Origin of the sequence: Aquiflexum lacus, assembly GCF_015476655.1 — a bacterium.
Lineage (GTDB): Bacteria > Bacteroidota > Bacteroidia > Cytophagales > Cyclobacteriaceae > Aquiflexum > Aquiflexum lacus.
Window position 1 is genome coordinate 66514 of the sequence record NZ_JABFHF010000022.1, and the last position, 22031, is coordinate 88544.

At 39.9% G+C, this 22031-nt stretch carries 12 protein-coding genes; 1 reads left to right on the forward strand and 11 read right to left on the reverse strand.

Translation table 11 applies throughout. From position 1 onward, the window contains the following. Nucleotides 1–25: 25 nt before the first annotated feature. On the reverse strand, nucleotides 26–5980 hold the full coding sequence (locus tag HMJ38_RS18015) for a PAS domain S-box protein (RefSeq protein ID WP_194975824.1): 5955 nt from the start codon (nucleotides 5978–5980) through the stop codon (nucleotides 26–28). Between the two features lie 339 nt (nucleotides 5981–6319). Between HMJ38_RS18015 and HMJ38_RS18020 the strand changes: the two genes are divergently transcribed. Then, on the forward strand, nucleotides 6320–8455 hold the full coding sequence (locus HMJ38_RS18020) for a M3 family metallopeptidase (protein ID WP_194975825.1): 2136 nt from the start codon (nucleotides 6320–6322) through the stop codon (nucleotides 8453–8455). Between the two features lie 171 nt (nucleotides 8456–8626). Here HMJ38_RS18020 and HMJ38_RS18025 read toward each other — a convergent pair whose 3' ends face one another. The 10 genes from HMJ38_RS18025 to HMJ38_RS18070 form a co-directional block, all read right to left on the reverse strand. Further along, nucleotides 8627–9874: a hypothetical protein gene (locus tag HMJ38_RS18025; RefSeq protein WP_228780122.1), complete on the reverse strand. Its 1248-nt coding sequence runs from the start codon at nucleotides 9872–9874 to the stop codon at nucleotides 8627–8629. Between the two features lie 125 nt (nucleotides 9875–9999). Further along, entirely contained in the window at nucleotides 10000–11067 is a 1068-nt protein-coding gene (locus tag HMJ38_RS18030) for a c-type cytochrome (protein WP_194975827.1), read from the reverse strand. A gap of 262 nt (nucleotides 11068–11329) precedes the next feature. Further along, nucleotides 11330–11923 (reverse strand): Crp/Fnr family transcriptional regulator, encoded by a 594-nt coding sequence (locus tag HMJ38_RS18035; protein WP_228780123.1) that lies wholly within the window; start codon nucleotides 11921–11923, stop codon nucleotides 11330–11332. Between the two features lie 114 nt (nucleotides 11924–12037). Beyond that, complete coding sequence (locus tag HMJ38_RS18040) at nucleotides 12038–12778, reverse strand: acyl-[acyl-carrier-protein] thioesterase (protein WP_194975829.1); 741 nt, start codon at nucleotides 12776–12778, stop codon at nucleotides 12038–12040. Nucleotides 12779–12786: 8 nt separating this feature from the next. Then, on the reverse strand, nucleotides 12787–13947 hold the full coding sequence (locus HMJ38_RS18045) for an MFS transporter (RefSeq protein WP_194975830.1): 1161 nt from the start codon (nucleotides 13945–13947) through the stop codon (nucleotides 12787–12789). 214 nt (nucleotides 13948–14161) lie between these two features. Then, a complete protein-coding gene (locus HMJ38_RS18050) occupies nucleotides 14162–15115 on the reverse strand; it encodes a PorP/SprF family type IX secretion system membrane protein (RefSeq protein ID WP_194975831.1) in 954 nt (317 codons plus the stop codon). Nucleotides 15116–15192: 77 nt separating this feature from the next. Continuing rightward, nucleotides 15193–16839 carry a T9SS type B sorting domain-containing protein gene (locus tag HMJ38_RS18055; RefSeq protein WP_194975832.1) on the reverse strand — a complete coding sequence of 549 codons (1647 nt, stop codon included), beginning with the start codon at nucleotides 16837–16839 and terminating at the stop codon, nucleotides 15193–15195. A 148-nt stretch (nucleotides 16840–16987) separates the two neighbouring features. Further along, a complete protein-coding gene (locus HMJ38_RS18060; RefSeq protein WP_194975833.1) occupies nucleotides 16988–18997 on the reverse strand; it encodes a fibrinogen-like YCDxxxxGGGW domain-containing protein in 2010 nt (669 codons plus the stop codon). Beyond that, nucleotides 18970–19392, reverse strand: coding sequence for a hypothetical protein (locus tag HMJ38_RS18065; protein WP_194975834.1), 423 nt, complete (start codon nucleotides 19390–19392; stop codon nucleotides 18970–18972). Before HMJ38_RS18065 ends, HMJ38_RS18060 begins: the two co-directional genes overlap by 28 nt. Nucleotides 19393–19542: 150 nt before the next feature. Then, entirely contained in the window at nucleotides 19543–22002 is a 2460-nt protein-coding gene (locus tag HMJ38_RS18070) for a LamG domain-containing protein (protein WP_194975835.1), read from the reverse strand. Nucleotides 22003–22031 lie beyond the last annotated feature (29 nt).

Below are 22031 nucleotides of genomic sequence, written 5' to 3' on the forward strand. Positions count from 1 at the left end.
TTTAAGTAATATGATCTTTGTGGGATCATTTTCTGATCGTAAAATAAAAAGTAGTGCCTTCGCCTACTTTTGATTCCAGCCAAATCTCACCACCGAGGAACTCCACACTTCGCTTGGCAATGGACAAGCCAATACCGGTACCATCATGCTGATTCCTGTTATGAAGTCGTTGGAATATGATAAAAACTTTGTTGTAGAACATTTCATCAATTCCAATTCCATTGTCTTTTACAGCAAACTCCCAAAATGCCTCTTTTTCTTGAGCCCGAATTTCAATGTGAGGTGCTACGTTTTCCTTCGCGTACTTTAAAGCATTATCAAGTAAACAGTGGACAACCTGGGTAATTGGCGCCCTATAGGTCTGTAATACAGGAAGTCCGTCAAATTTGATAGCTGCTATTTTTTCAGCAATAAGTTTTCTTCTCAATTGGCAGTATTCGGATACTATTTCATTCAGATCTACCTCTTCAAACTGCTCGGTCGGCCTATTGGCTCTGGAATAAAGCAATAAATCCAAGATAATCTGTTTCATTCGTTTGGCGCCATCCGTGGCATACTGAATATATTGCATCCCTTTTTCATCCAATTGGTCCGTATATTTCCTTTTCAACAGGTCCATAAAGCCCGAAATCATCCGCAGTGGTTCCTGCAAATCGTGGGAGGTGATAAAGGCAAATTGCTCCAACTCCTCATTGGAACGCTCCAGTTCTTTTGCGTAATTTTTCAGGGATTCGTTGAGTTCGAACAATTCTTTTTCAAGCCTTTTTTGTTTGGTCAAATCAGTCATTGCCCCCACCATTCGGATAGCTTTTCCACTTTTATTCCTCACGATAATCCCCCTGTCAATTACGGACAGCTCTTCATTGTTTTCACTCAGTACTCTATATTCCATTTCCCATCGCTCGGATTGGGAATCATTTATAGCACTTTGAATACTCTCCTTTAATTTCCCCAAATCTTCCGGATGAAATGCATCTTGCCAAAATTGATTTTTATTCAATTCCGTAGAAGCCCCTTTTCCGAAAATTTTATGAATACTATCAGATCTGAAAAAATGATCATTTTCTATATCCCAGTCCCAGATGGCATCATTGGTGGCTTTTGTAACCAATTCAAAGCGTTCATTGGCTTCCAACAAGAGTATATCCGCTGCTTTCCTCAGTGTAATATCCTTGAAGTAGATGGACAAGCCGTTTTCTGATGGGTAAACCGTTACTTCTACCCAAATGTCCAGGGTAGGATAGTACTCCTCAAAATTAACAGTTTCACCGGTTTCCTTAGCCCGATGGTACTGCACGTAAAAGTCGGTATCTATGGCATCGGGGTAAAGTTCCCATAAATTTTTACCAAGTATACTCTCCTTATTTCTGCCCATTATGATTTCCGACTGCTTGTTCCAGTAGGTTATTGTCCAATCTTCATTCACGGCAAAAAAAGCATCCCCAATACTTTCCAGGATATTGTTCTTCTCCTCATAAGATCTGGTAAGCTGTTTGTTTTTTTCCAAAATTTGTTTTTCGGCTTCCTTGATTTTTGTGATATCGTAGAAGTATACCGAAAATCCATCGTTGTTTGGATAGATACTTTCAATGAACCAGCACTGATAGGATTCATAGAAAAACTCAAACTTCACGGGCATTCCCGTTTTCTGGGTTTCCAGTAGCTGTGATTCGAATAAGGTATTTTTTAAATCGGGGAATCTGTCAAATAGATTTTCATTGATGATATCAGATGCTTCTACTTGTAACAGTTCTGCACAACTGGAATTCATATAGGTGAATTCGAACTTGCTGTTCAGGGCATAGAAATTATCAGAAATACTTTCTAAAATACTACTTCGTTCTTGATAGGCTCTTTCAAGATCCTGAGCAGCCATTCTGCGTTCATCAATGTTTTTAAAGTAAGATGATATACCGCCGCCTGAAGGATATGTTGTGATTTCATACCAACATCCGTCTCCCGGATAGTGATACTCAAAGTTTTCAGATTGTCCTGTCACAGCTACGCGCATGTAAATCTCCTCCAGAACAGTCCCTTTGGCAGGGGAAAAGATTTCCCATATGTTTCCACCCAGCACTTCATCTGCACTTTTCTTCAAAAGGTTTTCGGCTTCCCGGTTGAAATAGGTGAAATTCCAATCGGAATCAATGGCATAAAAGGCATCTGAAATACTTTCGAGTATTTCCTTTAGCCTGAGCTCATTGGATTTGGCTTCGTGAATATCCTGGAAGCTACCATGAATGCGCTTGCACTGCCCGTTTATAATTTCTGCTCGACCAATGGCTCGCACCCACTTTTCGTTATTTTTGGCAGTAACGATCACCGCCTGAAAATCGAAAGGCTTCCCCTCTTCTATACAGGCCTCAACGCGTGATTGTACCATATCCCGAAAATCCTCCCGGTAGAAATTGATACTCTTTTCCAAATCAGGGATAAATGAAGTCGGATCAGTCTCATGCAATTGATGTGTAATTTCAGACCAAATAATTTTGTTGTTATGAAAGTTTACCTCCCAACTGCCAATTCGAGCCATCTGAATCGCTTCAGAAAGCAACTCCTCATATTTTGCTTCCTTGGTGACATCCATTACAAATGAATTGAAAAGTACCGTACCATCCGCCAAAAAACTTGGAGTACCACTACCCAAATGGACTTGAACTTCACCGCTTGGCTGAACACTTTTGTAACGTGAGAACCACTTTGATTTTGTTCTAACAGCTTCTATAACATCTTTTTTAACCTGTTGATAACCTCCGCCTGATTTGGTCTGATTCCAAACCAGGTTGATGTCATGTTCAACTTCCTCCGGGCTGTACCCCCAAATTTGATAAGAACCTTTGCTGACAGAACGCAAGGCATCCTTTCCATCAGGAAAAACCAGGTATTGGAAAACAACACCAGGAAGATTATTAGTTAATGTCTTGAGTTGTATTTCGGCAGTTTTCCTATCATGGATATCCTGAAAACTACCATAGATTCTCGCGCATGTTCTATCAATAAATTCTGCGTTACCAATACAACGAATCCATTTGCTACTTCTCTTTTCTGTTTGAATCATGAGTTCCAAATCAAAAGGAGTACCTGATTCGATCAGTTCTTCAACCCCCTTTTTGATTAAGGACTTGCTTTCCGCTTCATAGAATTCAAAGCCACCGGTCAATGATGGATCATAGTTGTCATCTACTTCCAATATTTCAAGTGTCATTGGCGACCAGTACATGCTGTCATTCTTCTGATCTATCAGGTTAAGTTCCCAACTGCCGATTTTCGCCATTTCAGAGGCCTGCTTCAGTAGTTCCTCACTTCGATATTCTTCAGTGATATCCAAAATAAGCGAGTTGAACACGACCGTACCATCCGGCAGGAAGTTTGGCGAGCCATATCCGGCATGGGTGCGCAATTCATTGGTGGGCGTGATGTAACGCCACTGAGCCTTCCAGTCAGATTTGGTCTCTAACGAATTCATGATACTCTTCTTAACCAAATCAAGCTCTCCACCAATCTCAATTTGTTTCCAAACAAGATTATTTTCTCGCATCACGCTGTCAGCGTCAAAGCCCCATACCTTTTTAGAACCATCGGTTACATACTTTAAAGCGTCCGTCCCGTCTGAGAATAAATAATACTGAAAGGCTACCCCCGGCAGGTTGTCAGCGAACGATTGTAACCTCAGTTCGGGCTCTTTCCTATCGCTGATATCCTGAAAGCTTCCATATATTCTTGTAGCGACACCATTGGCAAACTCAACATTTCCAATGGCCCGCACCCATCTTTCTTTGAGCTTCTTTGTGACAATCACTGCTTCAAAATCAAAGCCCTCACCTGTTGTGCTACTTTTTGCGATACTGCTCTGTACCAAGGTCCTAAAATCTTCACGATAAAAATCAATAGCCGTCTCTAAATCGGGAGTATAGGTAATGGGATCCGTTTCATGCAGGTGATGCACTACTTTAGACCAATAAACAGTTTTTTCCTCTAAATTTATTTCCCATGACCCGATTTTTGCCAGCGAACTGGCTTGGGCATTCAGCTCCCTTAGTTGAACTTCCGATGTGATGTTTTTTGCGGAAGCATAAATCAAACCTTCTTCCAAGGCGGTATTGCAGTTCCAGCTGAGCCAGATTACCTTTCCATCTTTAGATAGGAAGCGATTTTCAAAAGTAAAAATAGAGGAGTCTTGGTTTACCTTGTTAATTTCTTTTTTGAACTTACCTTTATCCTCTTTAAGCGTAAACTTCTCTAAAGAATGGAATAACACTTCTTCTGATTTGAAACCTAAAAGCTTGCAACCGGCATTGTTGATTTTTAAAAATCGCCCCTCTAAGTCGGTGATGCAAAGTATTTCGGGAATTGCATCATACACGTTGACGAGGTCATTTTCGAGCCGTTTTCGGTTGATTTCCGATCCGATAAATGTTTCCAGTCGGCACATCACCGGGCTGTGTTGCTCTAAATATTCCGGCTCCCGATTGGTTCCGACCAGAAGTACTCCCACCAATTCATCGCTAAAAGTCAAGGGGATGCCGAGTACGGCTTTCAACCCCACCCTGGAAGCTCCTTTTTTTCGGACGAAGTGTTTTTTAATCTGTTTTTCATCCCAAAATAGCAGATTTCCCTTTCCCCAAACCTTTCCTGGCAATCCTTCATTTTTCTGAAATGAAGTTCCCAAAGGCTCAAGTTCATAGAAATTTTGGTTATGAGTGCTGTGACCTATGAGTTTTATTTGGGTTTGCTCCATATTGGGGCACCAGAGTTCTATCAAATCAAACTTACCAAAGTCATACAGATTGTCGCAAAGGCGATTGGTGGCCGGGATTAATTCCTTCTCATTGTTAAAGCTCAAGCTGATTTGACTAAGCAATTCCTTTTCTGCTTCGAGTTTTTTCTGCTCGGTAACGTCGCGCTGTACGGAAATCCAGTGCGTGAACCATCCTTTTTCATCGGCTACCGGACTTACGGCAAAATTCACCCAAAACGGTTTTCCGGATTTGGAATAATTTAAAACGGTGATTTCTGAAGGCTCCCATCGCCTCATTTTTTCCCCCAATTTCTTTAACGCATCATAATCGGAGTCGGGGCCTTGCAGAATTCTCGGGGTTTTTCCGATCACCTCCTTAGCAGTGTACCCGGTCATTTTTGTAAAGGCCTTATTTACATAAACGATTCTCGGTCCGGGGTCGTCCTGAGGCTCTGCTTCGGTCACCAAAATCGGATCTGTAGTGCTATTGATTACCTTTTCGAGCAGTTTTAACCGCTCTTCTTCTTCAATTTTTTCTTTCGCATCGCGGGCTACACAGTACATGTGTTTGGGTTCATTTCCCCAGTGGACTGACCACAAGTTATAGGCGATGTCTCCATTTTTCTTGCGGTATCGGTTTGAGAAAGATTTGATATCCTTCCCAGCCATAATTTCGGAAGCCACCAAATCTGTTTTTTCGAGGTCTTCCTCTAAAATGAGATCCCTGTAAGGCGTACCTATCAGTTCTTCTGGACGAAAACCCCAATGTTCAATAGAGGCATTGCTTACAAAGACAAAATTCCCGGCTTGATCAATGGTGCAAAAAACGTCCAGTGTAGCATCCATCAGTCGGCTCGCATGATCTTTTTGCCGAATAATCGGACTGATGTCAGCTGAACGACAGGACACGGTCAGAATTTCCCCATCCTCATCCATAATGGGCGAAAAGGCCACATGGCCGTATTGCATTTCTTTGGTATCGGGGTTGTAGAAATGCTCCTCAATTTCAAAAAACTCTCCCGATAAAGCTCTTTTGTAATAGGCTTTCCATTTTTCGATATATCCCTCTCCAAAGCCTTCAACCAGGATGGGAGTGTTAAGTTTTTTTTCCACCCCTGTTACCTCCTTCATCAAGTTGAGGTAAGCACTATTGGCGTAAACTAGGTATAAATTATTATCCACAGCCCAAACGAGATCTTTGGTTTGGTCGAGAATTTTATTGGTTAAATTAATATGGGTCATAAAGAGGCAAATTAATTGATGTTGTGGTTTTCTGTAAAAGCATTTGATACTGAAATTGATTTAATAGAAGGGTTTGTCTCTAAAGCAATAAAGTTTAATATTATTTGCTTTTAAATTGGAAATTATAGGGATTTCTTCTGGTACTTAGATTTGCTTGTACGCAAAGTCAGGTGATACTAAGCCAAATTAGATGAGCAACCTTCAATATAACTGTTTTTCCTTAGAAAAGACATTAAATGTTATTGTTTGTAGATAGGTTGACATTCAATATTAACTTGTCAGAATGCCACCTTTCAAAAACCTCTGTATCTTTGCAGGACAAACCCAAATATATTTCCTATGAAAAAACAATTGATTGCTGCTTTGGCAACCGCAAGTTTATTTGTGGCCTGCGGGCAAAGCGAAAATGAAAACGATATGACCAACCCATTCTTGGAGGCTTTCAACACGCCTTTTGAAGTACCACCATTTGACAAAATCAAAAATGAACACTTTGCTCCGGCCTTAAGGGAAGGAATGAAACAGCAACAGGAAGAAATTAATGCTATTGTTAACAATTCTGAAGCGCCAACATTTGAGAATACCATCGAAGCCATGGAATTTTCGGGAGATTTGCTGAGCAGAACCAACATTGTCTTTTCCAATCTCAACAGTGCCAACACCAATGACGAACTTCAGGCCATTGCAAGGGAAATGGCACCTGAAATGTCAAAACACTATGACAATATCAATCTGAATGAGAAACTATTTGAAAAAGTAAAAGCCATTTGGGACCAAAAAGACAACCTCAACCTGAATCCCGAACAGCATAAACTTCTGGAAAAAAGATACAAGTCATTTGTAAGAAGTGGTGCCAATCTCAATGAAGCAGACAAAGAAAAAATGAGGTCTATCAATAGCAAACTCTCTACTTTGAGTCTACAATTCGGTCAAAATCTATTGGCTGAAACAAATGCTTACCAACTCGTAATTGATAACCGAGATGATCTTTCAGGATTATCGGAAGGTCAAATTGAGGCCGCAGCAAGTGATGCCAAAGCAGCAGGATTGGAAGGGAAATGGCTTTTTACCCTTCAAAATCCAAGTGTAATGCCATTCCTACAATATGCCGACAATAGGGAATTGAGAAAGCAAATCTGGGAAGCCTACCAGATCAGGGCCAATCAGGCAAATGATAAAGACAACAAAGCAATCTTGTTGGAAATAGCCAATCTTAGAAGGGAAAAAGCAAACCTACTTGGTTTCAAAACCCATGCGGATTATGTCTTGGAAGAAACCATGGCTAAAAATTCTGAAAATGTTTATAAATTATTGAATCAATTATGGACACCTGCTTTGGCTAAAGCAAAAGTAGAAGGTGCAGAAATGCAGGAGTTGATCAACGCTTCAGGAAATGGCTTTGAATTGGCACCATGGGATTGGAGATACTATGAAGAAAAGTTGAAGCAGCAAAAATTTGACTTGGACGAACAGGAAGTAAAGCCATATTTTGCTTTGGATAAAGTTCAGGAAGGTGTTTTTATGGTAGTGAAAAATCTTTGGGGATTGACTTTTGAAGAAATCAAAGACATCCCTGTCTACCATCCTGATGCCAAAGCTTACGAAGTCAAAGAGGCTGACGGAACCCATGTAGGAGTTTTATACATGGACTTTCACCCAAGAGCTTCCAAAAGAGGTGGTGCATGGATGACTTCCTACAGATCACAGAAATCAGAAAACGGCGAACGTAAGGCTCCCGTTATTTCCATTGTATGTAATTTCACAAGACCAACTGCAGATGCGCCTGCATTATTGACTTTCGATGAGGTGACTACTTTTTTCCATGAATTTGGTCATGCACTTCATGGTTTGCTGTCCAATGTGCAATACAAAAGTCTAGCAGGAACATCAGTACCCAGGGACTTTGTTGAATTGCCGTCACAGATCATGGAAAACTGGGCCACAGAGCCAACTGTATTGAAGCAGTACGCTGTCCACTACAAAACCGGTGAAATCATTCCAGATTCCCTAATAGAAAAACTCCAAAAAAGCGGGACTTTCGGACAAGGTTTTGGCACTACAGAGTATCTAGCTGCCTCTTTGTTGGATTTGGATTACCATACCCAGACCGACCCGATTACCATCGGTGCAGATGAATTTGAGAAAGCTTCCATGGAAAAAATCGGTCTTATAGATGAAATCATTCCTAGATATAGAAGCACCTATTTTTCCCATATTTTCTCAGGTGGTTATTCTGCTGGATACTACAGCTATATCTGGTCGGGCGTCTTGGATACAGATGCTTTCCAGGCTTTCAAAGAAACCGACCTGTTCAATCAGGACAAGGCACAGGCATTCAGAAAAGAAATCCTTGAAAGGGGCGGGACAGATGATCCTATGAAGATGTATGTGAATTTCAGAGGGGAAGAGCCTAAAATTGATGCCTTGCTTAAAAAAAGAGGATTGGATGAAGTCTCTATGCAGCGAAGAGATTGATTCAGAAAATAAAGGCAGGGAAGTCCGAAGTTGGAAGACACCCCCGCCTATCGGAGAGCAGGTATGAACTGGATATTTCAGTTTCAGGCTTAATATTTTATGGGCATTCTTGTGTAAACTTATTTAAAAAAATAAACCTATCCCGTTTTAAATCGGGGTAGGTTTATTTTTTTAATTCCACCTAATGGTATAATTCACAATAAAATTGACATGTACCATATTCACCTTATTGTAAATCCAAAGCGGCTTTATTTCTCCTGATTTTAAATTTAATTTACTCATGAGGATCATATGGAAATCCAATCCTTTCCCCCAACTCATAGGCGTATATTTTCCTCCTAAATTGGCTTGGGCATAAGAAGGAAACGCAAATTTATTCAATTCGGGATTGGATGGGTCAGGTAAAAAATGTAATCCTGCAAAACCATAGAATTGGAAACCTTTTTCAGGAAGATTTCTTTGATAATAGGTGGTGAAGGCGTTTACCTGATTGAAGCCTTCATTACGCTCTCTTGGTATAAATGTGAAAAAAGGGTCTCTCCCCCACTCACGAGGATTCAGAAATCTCCCCCTTCCGCCTATATGAGTATAGTTCAGCCACCAAATCGACCTTGGGGACTTGACTCCAATTCTACCGCCCAAAACAAAATTCAAATCATCAGGATTTTTGAATCTTTTTTCAGGATCAGAACTACCTCCTTCTCCAATCCCATTTTGCACAACAAACTGAAGGCCTGTAACAAACTTTTTATCATTATTTACCATTTTCCAATCCTTGATAGCCTGTGTAAAAACCGTGCTGGAAATATTATTCACATAAGTATGATTCAGCTGTATCTGAATATCTGAATCCATCCTGTGTTGCCAATTCGCTACTGTGAAGAAACTACTCTTAGTATTTCCCTTGTAATTGGAGGGCCCACCAAATTCACTTTGGCCCACAGGGTACATCCCAATTGTCTCACCTATATCAAACCATCCTGAAGTAGACCTTGGACTCATTCTTCCTATGAACTGTGCAGAAAACTGATTTTTCTTATCAGGCTTTAAATCCAAACGAACTCCTTCTACAAAAGTAGGTGAAAGACGGCCATCCTGAGGATTGATAAAAGGCGTATTGATATCCATACGTCCGGCTATGACATTGAATTTTGGAGCGTTGTACCGTATTTGGAGCTCTTCTATTTTTCCAAAAAACCTGTCGGATGGATTGTTTACATCAAAAAGCCCAACTTCATACCGATTGAAATTCTGGGTCGCCGGATCTCTTTCCAATAAATCGGAACTCCATACATTACCAAAAACTGAATATCTACCAATTACCGAAAAGCCTTTATACTCTTTTGTTTTCAATTGAAGGTAAGCACTTTGCCCCAAAGCAAAGTCCCCTTTGAAATCTTCCCAATAACTTGTAGACATCCAAAAGGATCTAATTCCTATTGTCCCTTGTATTGGATTTTTGGATTTATTTCTTAACGTATCAGAATCTTGGGCTATACTCTGAAAACATAAGAAAGTAGAAAAAATTAAAAAAATTAAAACTTTCATTTCACGGCTTTTTCTCTAGCCACCTTTATTGGTTTGAAGGGACCGAATTTATGCTGTTCCTCACTGAATTCATCCGAAAAAGGCCCGAATGGATGATCAATTGGTTTTTTGGAAATATCCGGCCAATCTCTTGAAAGATCCTTTCCGGGTCGGTCCATTGTGTTGACATAGGCTGCCACATCCCATGCCTGCTCATCCGTAAGCAATGGTCTTTCGAAAGTTGCTCCTAATGGCATGTTGGTTTTGACATAACCCGCAAACCTAGACATTCTGTACAGTCCTGCTCCGTAATTGTAACTGTGTTCTCCCCATAATGGTGGGTAAATATACCCTGTTTTGTCTGCTTTCATCATTCCCTGACCATCTTCCATATGACAGCTTTGACATAATTGGGCATAAACGGTTTTTCCTTTTATTGGATCTGAAGCCCTATCAAGCAGTGGTACTTCATATATTCCCACTCCTTTTGGAGCTTCGCCTTTGTTCACCTCTTTTCCCAACCATTCCATATAGGCTACCATAGCCTTCATTTCTTTGCTATTAGTTTCGAGTCCTTTGCCATTCAGGCTTCTTTCAAAACAATCATTGATCCTTTTGGGAATATCTTCCATTTGTCCGGAACGACCTCTTACTTTTGGATAGGTTGAGGATACCGCCGCATAGTTATTACCCAAAGGTAAGGTTCCTGCTTCCAAATGACAGTTTTGACAGTTCATTCCATTGGATATTTTTTTTACTTTGCCATTTGGCCCCAAGTATTCCGATGTATTGGCGATCAGCTCTTTACCATATTTGATCAGGTCAGCATTGGGTTCAGCCTCTACAGTATTCCAAGCAGGTGCCTGCCAAAGCCCCTCTTTTGGAACTACACCACGATAAATCTCTGTCGTTGAGGCCACCAATTGAGCAGAACCTGAATTTGCTTGGATAGGAGGTGAATGTGGAACACCATTGATTTGCATCACTACAGTTCCAATAAGTAGTGCAGTTAGTACCGTTATTGTAATTAACAGTCCTACCATCAATGTCAATATTTTAATAAATGGCTGAAATATATCTTTCATGGGTAATTAAATGATTCATCTACAAAGTTGATTATTTCACATAAAAGAATGATGTGATAATCATCACAATTAATGAAATAATTTGCTTTCTTGCCATAAACCAAATATTACAAGGTTTGAAGTCTCAGAGCAACTGTTCCAATCATGAACTTCTTTGAATTGTAGCACGCGAAATACTAAGATTATCTGCTTATTAATCTGTATTTTTAGCTCTACAGGCAAAGTATCAGACATACATAACAAATAAGTTAATTTTTAGGGATTATTCTTCTTTAAACTCATTCAAAATCCGGCTAAATGTCTCGGGCCGCATTGCCAGAAGAGATGCCAAATATTTGTAAGGTGCCCTTTTTAACAAGTGTCGTTGATACGTTGTATTAAAATACCTGAACCTTTCCAAAGCCCCAGGTATTCTCGCCAAAAAAGCCCTATCTTCTGCGTGGACATAATATTGCTCCAACAAAATCCGATAAATTGTGACCATTTCGGGAAATATTTCCATTCCATGTTTCAAATCATCATACAAAAGATATTCTGCTGAAGTATCTTCAAGACATTGGATATTTTCCCTAGATGCTTTTCTATTGAAAAACCCTGAAATTGAAGTGACAAGCTCATGGTCACAGCTTATCCAAGTTGTAATTTCCTTACCACCACTGCTAAAATAACCCCGAACCAATCCTTTTTGAAGTACAAATAATTTGTCACAATACTCACCACTATTACAGATGTGCTCCCCTTTTTTATATTTGGTGAATTTCATTTTTTCATGGAGATATTCAATTAAATCTGAGGATATTGGTAAAATGGAATTTAACAGATCAACAGTATAAAGGTGATTCGTTTTTACTTTCATGATCAAAAAACAGTTTGGTTAGGATAAGAGAACATCTTATGTAAAGACTGTCCAAATTTGGGTAATAGAACAAATCAAATGAAAAAAAAGTGTTATTCAATAGGAAATACCTGTTTAATCCTTCTTGCTTGACCAATTTCCTACAAGACGAGCATTAAATACCTGTTTTCCGACATTTCTTCCCGAAAATAGAATCGATTCAACTGTTCTTTTCAAATACATATCTATATTTTCTTCCAACCTTGCCTCTGCGATATAATTGATCAATATCTGCTTGATTTCAAAACCAATATTGAGGCTGACATCCTCCACCCAGCGGATGTAACTGACATTATTGACATGATTGTTCATATCAAGATCAAAAGGTCTCACCTTGATACTATCTATCAAGTCCAGGTTTTGATCCAAAACAATCTTTTCAGGCATCAAGCCTGAGTCATCTATGGAAACAAACAACTCAGCAGGCAATACATTCCCCGGTCTTTGGGGTCTTTTAGTATTGATATCCACTAACAACCACGCAGACATGGCCTCTGCAATTTCATTTCCCCTTTCATCTGTAATTGAAAATTCTCTAAGGGCAAAAAGTTTATCTATTCCTCTTCCGGCAGTTTTAACATGGATTTTGTCTCCCCAAGATGGCATGTGATGGATCTTGATTTCAAATCTAGAGAGAACCCAAACATAACCTTTTTCGAGCAGCGCTTTACCGAAGTCTCTACTGTCTGCATGTTTCCAAGCCACCTCTTGCATTAGGTCAGCCAATGCCGACAAACGAATCCTGCCCTGTGGATCTATCTGAAATGACAACACTTCAAACTTTTTCTCATATTGGAAGGGAAGTTTTGCTGACATACTTTTTTTTATTTGGTCACCTTTTGGGAAGGAAAGAATACTGCTGTTCTCACAGAAGCTAAGATAGCAATTCCAAGGCCAGTAAAGGCTACCAAGGTAAATGATGCTTTCAAACTTAGCAAATCTGCAATGAACCCGATCAAAGGGGGTCCTATCAAAAACCCAAAAAATGAGATAGTAGAGATGATTGCCAATGCCACACCCGGAGAATAAAGCTTGGACCTTCCTGCAGTGCTGTAAGCAATCGGGATTATCGATGCTACACCAAATCCAACCATTAAAAAACCTGTTGTGGCCAAAACCGGAACAGGAAACAATACTGATAGCATCAATCCACAAAACATCAAAATACCACTAGATCTCAAGATTAAAATCTTACCAAACTTGTTTGTCAACCTATCCGAGATAAATCTCCCCAAGGCCATTGCTCCCATAAAAGAAACATAACCCAAAGCGATCAATCCGGGATCAATTTCAACCACCTTCTTAAAATATACCCCACTCCAATCAAACATACAACCTTCGCAAAGCATGCCCAAAAAAGCTATACCACCAATTCTCAAAAGCAGGTCATCAGGCTTTCTCAATACCAATCCACCACCCCCGCCCCGATCATGTTCTTCCAACAAAAAACCATAGGAAACCAGCAAAACAACCAGCACCATAGCTGAAATTGATAAATAATGAAATTTAGGTAGGATTTCAAAAAAAATCATCGTTGCCCCGATACCAGCACCCGTAAATCCTGCAAGACTCCACAAGCCATGAAATGATCCCAGAATATTTCTTCCATAGTGATCCTCGAGAGCTAGGGCTTGTGTATTCAAAGAAATGTTCATCAGATTACCTGTCATACCAAATACGAACACCACAGGTACAAGCATCCACATTGATTCACTAAAACCTATCAATGGCAAAAAAACTATATAACTAACAGTACTGACAACAGCTACAATTTTACTTCCAAATCGATATACGGCCCACCCTGCCAAAGGTAGCGCCAACAATGACCCCACGGGTAGACCCAAAAGCAAAGTTCCCAATTGGGACTCGGACAGATCAAACTTCACCTGAATATCAGGTATCCTTGCCGCCCAAGAAGAGAAACAAAGACCGGCCAAAAAAAATAAGCTTCCAAGGGCTATCCTTCTTTTTTGAAGTAAAGTCATTATTGATCGCAGGTTAGGTTTGAGTTCACAAAGCTAACAGCAAAAAAGCAATCAGGAGATAAATTGTCAGGAATAATGTGCTTCAACAAACATTTCTATCCAAATGGGGTTAAAACAAAAAACCAATTATGGAATTTGTTATTGCAGGCTCAGTAATCTTAGCTGCCATTTTGATGATCAGGGCGATTATTAAAAGGGTTTTTGATTGATATATTTACCAGATCAAAACCTCATCCTTGCGCTCTCTGATATTTTTTCTGAACAATGGGAACACCGCCAGGAATTCATGAGTAGTATTTGGCAATAGGTAGGAACGTGCCATCGGTATTTCATATACATATCCCAGCCTGACTGCCGGGAAGATCATTCCGAATTGGAAATTGTTGGCATAGGATTTTCTGTGGCCTGCACCCAGCCATAGTCTGTCCATCATCAGCACTTTGAAATTGAACTCGACATGGTCCGGTAGTCCGGCCTGATGACGGTACATGATATTGGTAGCCAATGCAAGCTGATCGGTTAAGGCACTTCGGTATCCTCCTTGAAAAACTCCTACCCTCGGTCTTCTCTCCATAAATATATCCCCTGAGTTGATGGCTCCTCTGTTGGTGTTGTGCACTGCATAGGAAACATAATAGTTCGGGTGGGTAATCGCTCCTCCAATGTTGAAATCCAGTACCTGCATATTGGCAAAGCCGTTCAGGTATTGCATGATCCTTGGGTCTTCCGGTTGATCGGGATTCAGCATATTGCCATCCAAACGGATCATGTTGTAGTTGACACCAACTCCCAACCTGAAGCTGGTTCTTGGACTGAGCTGTATCCTTGAGGAATAATTGCCCATCAGCTCGGTTTCGGCAAAGGCCCCGTACTCATCATGCAGCACATTGATCCCGAAGGCATTCTTGTCGGCCATCAAGGGGTCACTGTTGCCCGTAATATCAGCAAAGTCCATCTCGGCAGATATAAAATAGGTCTTGGGCGCTCCTTCAAACCCTGCCCATTGGTTCCTGACGAAGCCCCGTACCGTGGAACCTTCATATCCTGTCAGAGCTGGGTTGAAGTAGCCCTGCATGTGGCTGAACTGGGCCACGTATTTTCTGGTCTGTGCATGCAGGCTGCCCAAAACAGCTCCGATCAGTAGCAAAGTGAGTAATGTTTTTTTCATGGGAATGTTTTTTATAGAATCGAAGAGTTATTTGAAAGTAGGGACACCTTATTTTAATCGGTGTCCCTTTTTTAAATCTATTTTAGCAATACATATAGGAGTCCTTTTCGGGTCTCTCCCGTTTCACCTACTTCTATGGTCCAGTAGTAGGTACCGACAGGAACTTCTCGTCCGTTGACAGTTCCGTCCCATTTCTCACTCGGGTCAAGGGTGTAGAACATGCGCATCCCGCCACGGTCAAAAATCTGAAGCCTTACGCCTTCGTAGTACATCAGGTCAGGAACTCCCCATGCATCATTGTATCCATCATCTCCTGGTGTTATGGTGTTTCCAACAAACAGCTCTGTGATCGATTTTCTGTGACGGGTCAATTTCTCTAGGAACTCCAGGGTATTGCCGTCTCTGTCTGTGATCAGGAAGTTGACAAAGAACTCCTTCTTACCAGCCGCAGGATCCGCTGACACCCAATACAACTGATTGCCGTTTCTGATTTCGAAGTAGCCGTTGTCCCTGTAGCCGTCGATCAAAGTGATCTCGTGGATATTGTCCACAGGATCCACCACTGAGATATCTGCGATAAAGATGGCGTCTTCGTCGGGTTCCGCCACAAAATCATATTGGCTGAGATTGACCCGAATTGGAGCAGGTTTTGGAAGTACTGTTACCAAAATATCAGATGGTAAATTATACCCATTCATAAGACCTGGATATGACTTGTAGTCACCCATAATCTGGTAAGTACCTCTTTTGTAAATATCCAGGTTTGATTTATCCCAAGTGACTTCAAGGTTGACGATCTCACCTGAACCCAATACTGCTACTATTGGATTTGGTAACATGGCATCAATACCTTCATATCCCCAAGGAATCTCGATATCCGAAATATTGATAAACATAATAGGTGATCTGTCCCTTACATAGTCAGGTACGCCATCCCCATTTGAATCCAGATAACTGATCGGATTGTATGGATCTGTATTTTGGTTACCTTCTATGTAATCAGGCACTTCGTCTCCATCTGTATCCAAATAATCAGTAGGATCATTTGGATCAGTACCCTCTCTGATCTCCTGAATATCAGGAACGCCATCTCCATCAGAATCCAATCTGACGGACGAAACTGTAAATGCAGAAGATTGGGCTCTTAAATTGGTATAGTTCCTAAGATGAACGGTAGTATCCTGGATTTCCTGACCATATTCTAATAACCAGTCAGAACCCTCTTTTCTAACAAGGGACTTCAGCTGAAAATCAAGCGGCTCAGCATCTTTAGTCCACGAAAACTGTAAATCTGCGATAGCTTCCTCGTCTCCAGGGATCAGAGAAGTAACTTTCCAGAAAAATGGCAGGGATTCAGGTTCACTCAGCCTATCCATTCCAATCGAATAAGCAGTGGCAGAGGATTGGTTGACAATGCTTACATCTGCTTTACTGTCTATACCAACTTGTAAAGTAGCTTTTTCCCCACTTTGCAAGGTTCTCGTCTTCAATAAAGCATCAGGACTTAACATTTCTATATATCCTGCTTGAGGCAATGTTATGGCCTCAGCTTGGATGATTTGGCTGTTGTCCTTGAGTTTTACCGAAGGTGCAGAAAAAATCACACCTTCCCCTTTCAAGGTAAGCTTGCTTTCCCCGACCAAGGTTAAGTCTTGCGAATAGAGCTCGGTAGAAATGCATAAGGAAATTAAAATCCCCAGAAATATTTTGATGTAATTTTTCATATTCTATTGATAAATTCAGCTTTTCCGAATTGAAACTAAACCTGTTTGTTCGGGTAAAGCTTTTTTTAAATACTAGCCAATTTTAACTATCAAATTGATTCAGACTTGTTGCATTATTAGAAGAGGCACAGTCGGATGTCCAAAATTCCTATCTAATCCAAGTTGAAAACCATGCATCAGGAGAAGAACTAGTTCTTCCGGTGCCGACATCTGCTGACCAATGTACCCCTTGGTCATAATTAACCGAGTGGTACATTTTTGGCCATCCCACCGCAGTACCAGGGCAACAATACGCCCATAGCCAGGTACCTGAGTTTACAACAAACGTAGAAGATGCACCATTTGCCCATGTGGCAGCACCATTAACTTCGGTTGCAGTGCTCCGTAACGCGCCTATTGCTAATGGCGATGTGGAAGTTGTTTTGTGGGCATAGGAGGTAGAGGAATTCCCTGATCGCAATTGCACATCTGTGCTTAAATTGGCTAATTGAATAACATAATTTCTAGGCAAATACCCCAAAACATTTGGAGATGTTACCGAGGTAGATTCTGGTACCGTAGTTGGTCCTGCTCCTACATTCAATAACATCCATCCTCCACCATCTGTTGTCATATCGGCATATATTTGAAAAGGTGTCCCACCATTAATATTTGGATTGCTGATCCAATAAATGCCGCTAGGAGATGATTCGTAATCTGTTTTTATTTGCTTGGCACTTGTTCCTGCCGTAGAAGAGCTTAAACCATCTTTAACTATTGGTAACGGTGTGTCCAACTTTTTACCGAAAATGTTTAGACCTAATCCGGTTCCTATTCCGCCATTACTGTTTACGATATTAACTGCATCAGTAGTTATCTCACCATGTTTTGTCAAACCAGTAGGTTGTGCAATCGTAGCAAAATTCGTAGTTTGTACTGAAGTGAATACATCACTAACTCCGTCATTGTATTTTGTAACGGCATATATCGTGTAATTTGTACTTGCGATAAGTCCTGTAAAATTGTAGATATGAGCAGTGTTAGCAACACTAGCAATAGAACTACTAGAAATAACGGTACCGCCTGTATAGCTTACACCTGCTTCAACTTGCGCAGCAGTTGGTACTGTTGATCCAGCGGGAACTAAAACATAACTTGTTGTTCCGCTTTGAGTCGCCGAATAGGAATAATCTGCCGAATTATGGGTAATATTACTTACTGCACTGGCCGCTTCTGCCACCTTGCGGATGATTTCAGTGATTTCTGCTATTGTACCCGCTGCATAATACCAATCTAGCTCGTCACTTTGATTCACTAACAAATCATTAAATTTTGCATAAACAGCATACGAACCATCGTTTGTGACACTTATGGTATTAGTAGCAGGATTCACGTTAGTTGCATTTGTAAAAGAACAACATCCGGCAATGGTTGAATATGCTCTAGGAGAATTACTAAACATCAAGATTGCTTCATCTCCTGAATATACTTTTATGGATTTAGCTTGGGTATCTTGGGTGGGAATTATTGTAAAAGCTCCATCAACTAAATTTCCTCTTTCTTTGGTTGGTTGATCAGTTTGACCTATCCAATCATCGCGTGTACCCACCCAAAGTCTAACATTCGTAGCAGTTGAACCACTTTTATTAGTAATTTTCGTTTTTACTCTAAAAAAACCATCGGTCGATCCCAATGTGTACGAATTTTCTATAAGAAATAATTGACTATTGACTGTTATATTTCCGGATACTTTAATTACTCCAGTACCCCCTAATTCATTTCTGGTAGCAGTGTTAGTTATCGGTGTAAATCCACTGTAGTCATAAACTATATTACTAAGAGTAGGATTTTCTGCAAAATTACCTGTAATATTCCAATTATTAGTACCATCTCCGCCAACTCCCCATCTAATATCTAATGGGTAAGTACTATAAGTCAATTTACGCCAAGTACTTTGAGCATTGTTATAATAAAAAGGTTGCTGCATATTTCCAGAGGCATTGATCGAATTTTCTCCTCCGTTTCCAATTCTTCTTTGTCCGTTATTTAAAATCGACTGTGCATTGATTTGCAAAGAAAACAGTAAAAAAACGAATACTATTTTCAAAACAATATTGGTTGGTGTGATTTTAAGAGTCATAATTATTTCATTCAAATGGTGTACTGAAGCACTTGCCATACCGAGTTTGTTTTTACAAAATCTATAGTGATAGGAATTGTAGTTTTCTCACCATTATTATAAGTAAAATAATAGCGAACAAATGCCCTATCGTTTTCAACATTCAATGTAAAAAAATCAAAATAAGGCTTTCCAGAGCTTAAGTCCGATTTGTTCAGAAAAGAGATTTTCTTTCCATTCACAATGAGATTTTGAGAAAAATCGGATCCCATATTGTTGCCCAAAATATAATAGTCCGCCATCATGGCTTGCACTTCAACAGGAATTTTATCGACCAAGGGTTGAAACTCCAAACATTTTTGAACTATCAGATCTTTATCTGGGTTTGAAATTGGCGTTTGTGATTGTGCGGCAAATGCTACAAATGACAACAGTAAGAGATATATTTTTTTCATTTTTATTATTTGTTAAAACCTTACGAATTTGATCAGATGGGGTGAATACATCAGATCAGTTATTAAAAGGGGTCTCATTCATATTTCTCAGGCATACTCTATGTATTGTGATATTCCAGGATCTTAAATCTTGGTCTAAAGGAAGTAGTATTATAAACCATATGTTGATTTTAAGGCATTATAATTTTTTAGGATTTCTTCAGCGGTAAGCACTCTATTATAAATTAATACCTGGGCAATAGTTCCGCTAAAATAATAACCAGTTCCTGCTCTAGAGGATATATATAGCTTATGACTTGCGAAATTTCCATTGTTGTCACTGGCCAGGGTTGGGACAATTTCACTATTTGGAGCATTACCATCTATATAAATCACAGTTTGGTTTGTCGCATTTAGACTTCTATCCGTAGTTGCTGATAAAAGATGCCAATTATTATCATTTATAGTCGCTACTGAATTGCGCACATTATAGCCTTGATTATGGTCCGTAAATTGCATTTTATTGTTATTGACAAAAACACCATAAGAATTATTAGAATTCCAGTCTATACTATGCTCCATAATCATTTTTTCGCTAGTAGTTGCCGGTTTTAGAATGATTTGAATGGTTATTTTATCTGTACTTGAAAGGTCCAGATTGTTGTTTGTCACGAAATAATCATTCACCCCATCAAAAATCAAAGCGCCATTATTAGCACTGGTATAGGTAACTCCGTTTATAAGAGTTCCATGATTAGCATTCCCACTCAAATCTGACCATGTTGTGCCGGTTCCTGGATAACTAGATGTATTACTAGCATCCAAATGCATGATTAAGCCCGATGTAATCCAACTATATGGTGTGTTCATGTTTTCACCATAAATGCTTAAACTTTTTCCTGTACCTATTGCGCCATTCTGATTTATAGAAATAACAGGATTTGAAATTTTAAGCCCGTTTTTAGTAATTCCATAGTTTCTTACCTTTATACTACTTGAAGATGTTGCTGTAGCACCCACACAATTATTCGAATTGGTATAGTTAATTTGAATCGCTCTACTCCCAAAATTTAACCATTTTAAAACAACAAAATTATCGGTGGAAGTGCCACCCGAGCTTATTGAATAGTCGGTATTAAGAATACCCGGAATTGTCCAAACATAATTAGATTGGCCTGATTGACTAGTATAAGTTACATCTGAATCAATCACAATGTCATCCGGTTGTGTCGTAAACGTTGGTATTGGCAATGGACTTACAGTTACTAACTGAGAGATAGCCATTGTATTGACACTTGGCCCTTTTCTATTGACAGAATAAGTTGTGCTTACTGTTGGTGCAACCGATAGTGATGTTCCAGTTCCTACAATGGGGCTTGTCCCTAGTTGTATAAAATCGATATCCATGGTTACACCAGAATTATTGCTATAATCAAATCTCCACCCGGTAATATTGCTATCTGTCCAGCTTGCATGTGCCGACATATCAATAGTTGCAATGCGCCAAGTATTGTCGGATATCAACGATTTGGTTACAGAATATCCAACAGTAGCAACTGTTATCGCTGAATTTGTAAAGAAAATTTGAGCCGCTCCTGCTGATCCAGAAACCACCCTGTATCGAAAATTAATGTATTTATATACGGAGGGGTCGAATGAACCTAGATTATACATATTTATTTGTGGGTCACCCCCGGTTGACGTCACATTTAGAATTCCATTGTTAGTGGAATTAATTGTACTTTGAAGTGTGGTATATGGTTGTGTATCCCAACCCTCGGAAAAAGCTTCATCAAATGGTCCAGAATGCCAAACATCAATCACATTTGATCCAGTAGTTCCGCCAGAGGCGGATAATGTGGTATTGTCACCGGCGCAAATCGTATTATTTCCAGAGATGCTTGTGGGTGCTGAAATAGCTGCAAAAACTGAAATTTCATCAATGCTTCCGGATCTTATGAATATATCCATTCTGTCAAAACTTGGCGAAAACCCTGAAGCAGTTGCCGATGGACTGATTGGATTTGAATAATCAAACGTTGACAAATCAGGATTTATCCACATTTCCGTTTTATTCAAATTATAGTCTATGCGAACCACTACCAGGTTTTGTGCACTCAAACTTGCAGTTGAGGAGGCTGTATTGCTAAGAGTAGCATCCAATATGGACATGAAAGAACCACTACTCGCACCAACACCTCCGGTCAGTGTCCCCTCACTGAAAAGCCGAATGTTAGGTGTACCAAATCCTCCATTTGCCTCAAAAACAGATATAAACTGAAAATAAACAACACCATTATTTTGCAAAGGAAGTGATCTTCTTAAAGCTGCAATATCATTACATGTTCCGTAACAAGTATTATCAAATTCAGCCCTAAGGCCTGTAGTTGTAAGGCCAGAATAGGTAAACCCTGTTGTAGCGGTTTTCAAAAATCTATCCTGGTAGGCCTTCACCCAAGGATTTGTCCATCCTGTTCCACCTGCTGCATTTCGTAATGGAGACCCACTACTGTAATCAAATCCCTCATACGCTACGAGTGTAAATCCTTGTGGAGTTGATTGAGCGACCCCAGAAAAGATAGAAATGAAGAAGCATGCATAAAACAAGATAAATTTTATTGTGCTTTTCATCGATAGCGCCTTTGAGTTAATTCTATACA